The organism is Neobacillus drentensis (assembly GCF_036965245.1).
Taxonomy (GTDB): Bacteria; Bacillota; Bacilli; order Bacillales; family Cytobacillaceae; genus Neobacillus; species Neobacillus drentensis_G.
This window is the reverse complement of record NZ_JBALPG010000154.1, coordinates 1-6533: the sequence shown is the minus strand read 5'-3', so window position 1 is coordinate 6533 and position 6533 is coordinate 1. Positions and strand designations below refer to the sequence as shown.

4 protein-coding genes are annotated in these 6533 nt (G+C 40.5%); all 4 read right to left on the bottom strand.

Annotated features, from left to right (window positions below; translation table 11 throughout):
• Positions 1–1431 (bottom strand): NCS1 family transporter (locus V7150_RS23160; RefSeq protein WP_335522903.1); only part of this gene is annotated, 1431 nt, incomplete at its 3' end.
• A 340-nt stretch (positions 1432–1771) separates the two neighbouring features.
• On the bottom strand, positions 1772–3190 hold the full coding sequence (gene hydA / locus V7150_RS23155; RefSeq protein WP_335522901.1) for a dihydropyrimidinase: 1419 nt from the start codon (positions 3188–3190) through the stop codon (positions 1772–1774).
• A gap of 28 nt (positions 3191–3218) precedes the next feature.
• The gene (gene preA, locus V7150_RS23150; RefSeq protein WP_335522900.1) at positions 3219–4505 is read right to left on the bottom strand and encodes an NAD-dependent dihydropyrimidine dehydrogenase subunit PreA; all 1287 of its coding nucleotides are present in this window, start codon (positions 4503–4505) and stop codon (positions 3219–3221) included.
• 37 nt (positions 4506–4542) lie between these two features.
• The gene (locus tag V7150_RS23145) at positions 4543–5901 is read right to left on the bottom strand and encodes an NAD(P)-dependent oxidoreductase (RefSeq protein WP_335522924.1); all 1359 of its coding nucleotides are present in this window, start codon (positions 5899–5901) and stop codon (positions 4543–4545) included.
• Positions 5902–6533: the final 632 nt, after the last annotated feature.

Sequence of the window (6533 nt, the reverse complement as noted above, 5' to 3'; positions counted from 1 at the left end):
TTCATAGGCTTTATCCTCGATTACCCAATCCCTGCCAACGGAAATTCCTAAATATTTTTCATCACTTGGATCCTCGATTTCAGCTTGACGATACTTGTTGAACCACCAATATTTTGCGAGAACATAGTAAACGCCTGCACCCAATATGAAACCAACTAAAAACCCAAAGTCCGGAACAAAATAGGATACTCCAGCCCCAATAATCCAAGCAATAAAACCTGCTAAGTTGATACCGCCCATATATTTATATTGGCCTTGGTCTTCATATAATTCTGGAACATTTACACGCCTCTTCCGAAGCAGATAATAATCTGCAAACAGGATCCCAACAATTGCGGCTAAAATACCACCGACAAATAAAAGAACTTGAATAATAATATCAAACAGCTGCCATGGTTGTACGACAGTCCCTACAATCCCAGCTGTTATGACACCAGCCCAAAACGGAAACTTTGGACCGCCAACGTTAGAGAAAATCGTTGCGGCGGGCACAACATTTGCTGCCGTGTTTGTAGACCATTGGGCAAGAACAATCATTAACAGTAAAATTGCAAGGATAAAACCGCTAGCTGACTTTTGCAAAGCTACTACTGGGTCAGCGTTTAATACAGCGATATAGGAAACCGCACCAATGACAATCATAAAGGTTTGTGTTAATGGCATTGCGATCATATTTCCGATTAACGATGCTTTATTTCGCTTAAACCAGTTCTTTTCATTAACGGGAGCCTTAATAAACCGAGAAATGGAAGGGATGTCCGCACTCAATGTCGCCCAAAACCCCATATTACTAAAAATAACAACTAAAAATGCAGAAAAAGCAGCACCACCTGTTACAGGGGACTCAACCCAGCTCCATACTTCTCTTCCTGCGGCAGAAGCCTGGTCAGATAATGACACATACATCCATAAAGCGATTATGAGAATAATCGGTGCCGCTAAATCAGCAAAACGCTCAATGGATTTAATGCCAAGAGCAGTATTAACCAATTGAACTACTGCAAAAATAAGAAAGCAGACAAACCAATTATCAAAGCCAAATAACATATTTAAGATTCCGTTCATCGCGGTAGATCCAAAATACGTATTAACACCAAACCACATAGAGGCCGTTATACCACGGGTAATAGAAGGAATGTGGGTTCCAATCGTTCCAAACGGTGCTCTCATATAAACAGGAAAAGACAACCCGTGCTCAATTCCAATATCGGCGATTAGAGAAATGAAAAATCCAATCGCAAGACTGCCTATGACAGTAGCAAGAATGACCCATGGTAATGATATTTTCATAACTCCTGCTCCGCCTATGGCAAAGGTGGCAAGAACGACAACCATCCCCACCCACATAAATGAGAACCCTAATTTTGTTATTTTCCTGTCTTTATGATGAATTGGAAATAAGTCTGGTGATTTTAAGTGGCTTTTTTTCATATGAACACTCCTTGTTTTCGGTTTTACTTCCTAGAAAATATAAAAACAAAGTTCAAACAACCGACATCAAAGTTCAAAATTTAAAAATGGCAATTGCTTAGAAGCACCTAAGAAATTGCAGGAGTAGTTCAAAATCGAAATGTGGAAGCGCCTTGGTCAGCCCCGATATTGGGAGACTTAGTCGAAATCTGCATAGTCTCCCATAATACTTACAGAAAGCGTGAGATTACTGTAGCCAAAGAAATGTTCTCAAGCCTATGAGATTTGCAATTAAACTTCATATGGTTGAGGTTGTTTGACCTCGAGGGGCTAGGCGTTGGAGCTGGACAATTCTCAAAATTTAGATTGTGAGTGTTTCATTCCGATTTATTTGTGCATTGCTGCTATATTTAGCTCTCTTTAAATATTGACCGGAACCCGGTTTTCCTACAAACTGCTTATCACGGACAACATATTCTCCGCGGACTAAAACGGAAACAGGCTCACCTGTCACTTTCATCCCTTCAAATGCATTGTAATCAACCGCCATATGGTGGGTTTCAGCAGAAATCACCCGTTCAATATTCGGATCAAAAATAACAAGGTCGGCATCAGCACCAATGGCAATTGTCCCTTTATTAGGGAATAAACCAAATAACTTAGCAGCACGTGTTGAAGTAAGGTCCACAAACTGATTAATGCTAATACGTCCTTTTTTCACCCCCTCTGAAAATAGAATGGATAAACGATCCTCGATAATAGGACCCCCATTCGGAATTTTTGTAAAATCAGACCTTCCTAAATCCTTTTGCCCTTTAAAATCAAACGAGCATTGATCAGAGCCAAGTGTTTGCAGCTGGCCGCTCTTTAAGGCATTCCAAAGAACCTCCTGGTTCCACTTTTCTCGTAATGGCGGTGACCAAACAAATTTTGCCCCTTCAAAATTCGGTTTTTCTAAATAGCTTTGGTCGAGAACTAAATATTGCGGGCATGTTTCTCCCCACACATCAAATCCCTTACTGCGTGCTTCGGTTATTTTTTCAACGGCATCGGCGCATGATACATGAACAACATAAAGCTGAGAGTTAGCCAGCCCTGTCAGTTTGGCGGCGCGCCCTGTCGCTTCGCCCTCTAATGCAGCTGGTCTTGTTAACGCATGATAAATTGGTTCTGTCTTCCCTTCCTCTAATGCCTTCTTTGTTAAATAATCAATGACATCCCCATTTTCCGCATGCACCATGACTAATGCACCATGTTCTTTTGCGGAAACAAGCGTACGGAATAGTGTTTCATCATCGGCTTGAAAAACATTTTTATAAGCCATAAATACTTTAAACGAGGTAATCCCTTCCTCATTAATGACTTGTGGAAGTTCATTCAAAACGGACTCGTTGATTTCTGAGATCATTAAGTGGAAGCCATAATCAATGACAGCTTTTTCCATAGATTTTTCATGCCAGATTTGAATCGCGTTTTTAAGCGGCTCACCTTTATTGGTTAAGCAAAAGTCAATAACGGTTGTTGTGCCGCCGAATGCAGCTGCAATCGTCCCAGATTCAAAATCATCCTTTGTTACTGTTCCACCAAAAGGCATGTCTAAGTGGGTGTGCGGGTCAATTCCTCCCGGGAAAACAAAACAGCCTTTCGCATCGATGACTTCCGCACCAAGTTCTGATAGATTTGCACCAATTTGCGTTATTTTGCCATCTTCGATTAAAATCTCTGCTTGGTACGTGTCAGAGGCAGTGACAATAGTGCCGTTTTTAATGATTTTTTTCATTAATCGGTTCCTCCTAATCTAAATCTCTTTATTTGGATACATCTGCTTTGCATTCTACAACGACATTTAAAGCGGATTGGCGCTCATTCCATGTCATTGGCGGCAGCTCCCTAGCTGCTTCCACCATGTCGATTGCCCCTTCAACCGGGCAGACAATCGAACATAAATTGCAGCCAACACAGTCTTCTTCCCGTACTTTAAGATAGTTCTTTCCTGAAGCATCTGTTAGCATGTCAATACATTGATGGGATGTATCTTCGCAAGCAATATGACATTTATTACAGTTGATACAAACATCAGTATTGATTTTAGCGACGATATTGTAATTCAAATCCAAGTTACCCCAATCAGAGTATTTTGGAACTGACTTTCCAATGATTTCTGAAACAGAGGCAATTCCTTTACGATCAAGGTAATGGCTGAGTCCCTCAATCATGTCCTCGACAATGCGGAAACCGTGATGCATGGCGGCAGTACATACCTGAACCCCAGTAGCACCCATTAACATAAATTCAACTGCATCCTGCCAGTTCGAAATACCGCCAATTCCGGAAATCGGTACGTTAATATGTGGATGTCTTGCGCATTCTGCCACCATATTTAAGGCAATCGGCTTAACTGCAGGACCACAATAGCCGCCATGTGCCCCTTTTCCTGCTACATGCGGAATGGTATTCCAATTATCGAGGTCCACCCCCATTAAGCTGTTGATTGTGTTTATCATACTAATCGCATCTGCACCGCCATTACAAGCTGCTTCGGCGGTTGCGGTAATGTCAGTTATATTTGGTGTCAATTTAACAATAACTGGTGTCTTGGCCACTTCTTTTACCCAATAGGTCTGACGTTCAACAAGTGCTGGTACCTGCCCGGATGCAGAACCCATACCCCGCTCCGCCATCCCGTGAGGGCAGCCAAAGTTTAACTCTAGGCCGTCAACCCCGACATCCTCAACCCGTTTCACAATTTCATGCCACTTTTCTTGTTTTGGCTCCACCATTAACGATGCAATAATAGCATGGTTAGGAAATCGCTTTTTCGTTTCATAAATTTCCTTTAAATTTACTTCTAGAGGACGATCGGTGATAAGCTCAATGTTATTGAAACCGGCTACTCTTTGTCCGTTAAAACTAATCGCAGCAAATCTTGATGATACATTTAATATCGGATCACCCAATGTTTTCCATACTGCCCCGCCCCAGCCTGCCTCAAAGGCTCTCTGAACTTGATACCCTGAGTTGGTAGGAGGTGCTGAAGCCAGCCAAAATGGATTTGGTGATTGAATTCCTGCAAGATTAATACGTAAATCAGCCATCGCTTTTCCCCCTTTGTCATTTAAAAGATTCATAGAGTCAATTTACTACTCCAACTGCCAAGTATTGCTTGTGAATGGCATAAGCAGCATCTTTTCCTTGCTGGGCAGCGGTTACGACCATTGCGTCTCCTTTTCCTTTACCAAAAACCACATCACCACAAGCATAAATGTTTGGATTGGAAGTCTGTAATGATGCTTGGTCTACTTTTACGACACCCCCATCATGATGTAGACCAAATGCCTCAATCAATTCCAAGTGTCTTGTTTGTCCGATTGCTTTTACCACTGCATCCACAGGAATTACATATTCGGAGCCTTCTACCGCTACTGGTTTACGGCGGCCATCCTTTTCAGGCTCACCGAGCTTCATTTTAATACACTCAATGCCCGTTACCCTTCCACTTTCATCGCCAATAATCCTTTTCGGTGTAGTTAACCAGCGGAACTCGACACCATCTTGTTTAGCAAATTCATATTCAAAATCATAAGCGGTCATTTCTTCTTCCGTTCTACGGTATAAAATTTTCACGTTTTCCGCTCCTAAACGGACAGAACATGTCGCACCGTCGATTGCGGTATTCCCTGCACCAATGACAACTACTCGCTTGCCAACAAAATCTTGGGATAACAGCCCGTTGTTTTTTGTTGCCTTAACAAATTCAATCGCATCATAGACTCCGTCTAAGTTTTCACCTTCAACACCGAGGTTCGGAACATGTGCCATTCCAACCGCCAAAACAACATTATCGAAATCTTCAGTTATTTTATCTGCTGAAATATCCCTTCCGACCACTGTGTTCGTTCTGATTTTTACATTCAATTTTTCAACCTGTTCAACTTCCCAGAAAGAAATTTCTTGTGGTAAACGGAAGGATACAATACCAAAAGTATTTAATCCGCCCGCTTTTTCTGCAGCTTCAAAGATCGTGACATCATAGCCTAATCTTGCAAGTTCTCGTGCGGCTGATAATCCGGCAGGTCCGCCTCCAATTACTGCAACTGTCTTGCCGTTTGAAACACCAGGTTGAAAAAGTGACTGTTCATTTTTGATAGCCCAATCTGTCGCATATCTTTGCAGAGTGCCGATCATGATTGGTTTCGTTGAATGGTTTAGGACACAAGCTCCTTCACAGAGCTCTTCTGTAGGACAAACCCTGGCACAGCTGGCTCCAACGGGATTTGAAGCCATAATTGTTTTTGCAGAGCCAAGGAAGTTTCCTGAGGCAATTTTTTTAATAAAGGTTGGAATATCGATTCCAGTAGGACATGCTTTTATACATGGGGCATCATAGCAATAGAGGCAACGATTCGATTCTTCAATAGCTTCTTGGTTTGTTAGTGGTTTTTCCACCTCGAGAAAGTTGTTTTCAAGGTTGGATAAGGAAATACGCTGCATTTTTTCATTCGCCAAGAGAAACCCTCCTTCAATTATGAATGGATAATATTTCTTAAAAAATGAAAGCGCTTCAATAAAACTAGATTAGTAAATTCACACCAACCCCTTTTGGTAATTTACAGAAAATTCCGTATCTTATCTTTAATTTTACAGGCCTTAAGTTGGCAATACACCTTACAACTTGTAAAATGATGTAAGCATTTCATTATCCAATATGTAAAATGATGCAAGCATTTCATTATCCAATATGTAAAATGATATTTTTTTCTTATAGACACANNAAGTAAAAGAGTATGCACAAAATTATGTTCTAATTGTCAAGACAAAGCTTTCTTGTACATTTTTCTGAATACTTTTTCAATTTAACACAAAGGTACAAAAAAATATGTAAAAATATATCGAACTGTCATATTTTCCTACGTACTTGTTATGTTCGAATTGAAAAGACTCTAATCATATACAATTCCTTGAAATATCAATATTTTTAAATGATACCTACCATTAAAAATTGGAAATTCCATTGAAGCAATCGTCAAAAAAGAATTCGACATGAATAAATAAATAGCTATAGATCTCTCCTCTAATATTTTTGAATTAAATTTATCTAAACAAACTTCAATCGATTCTTAATA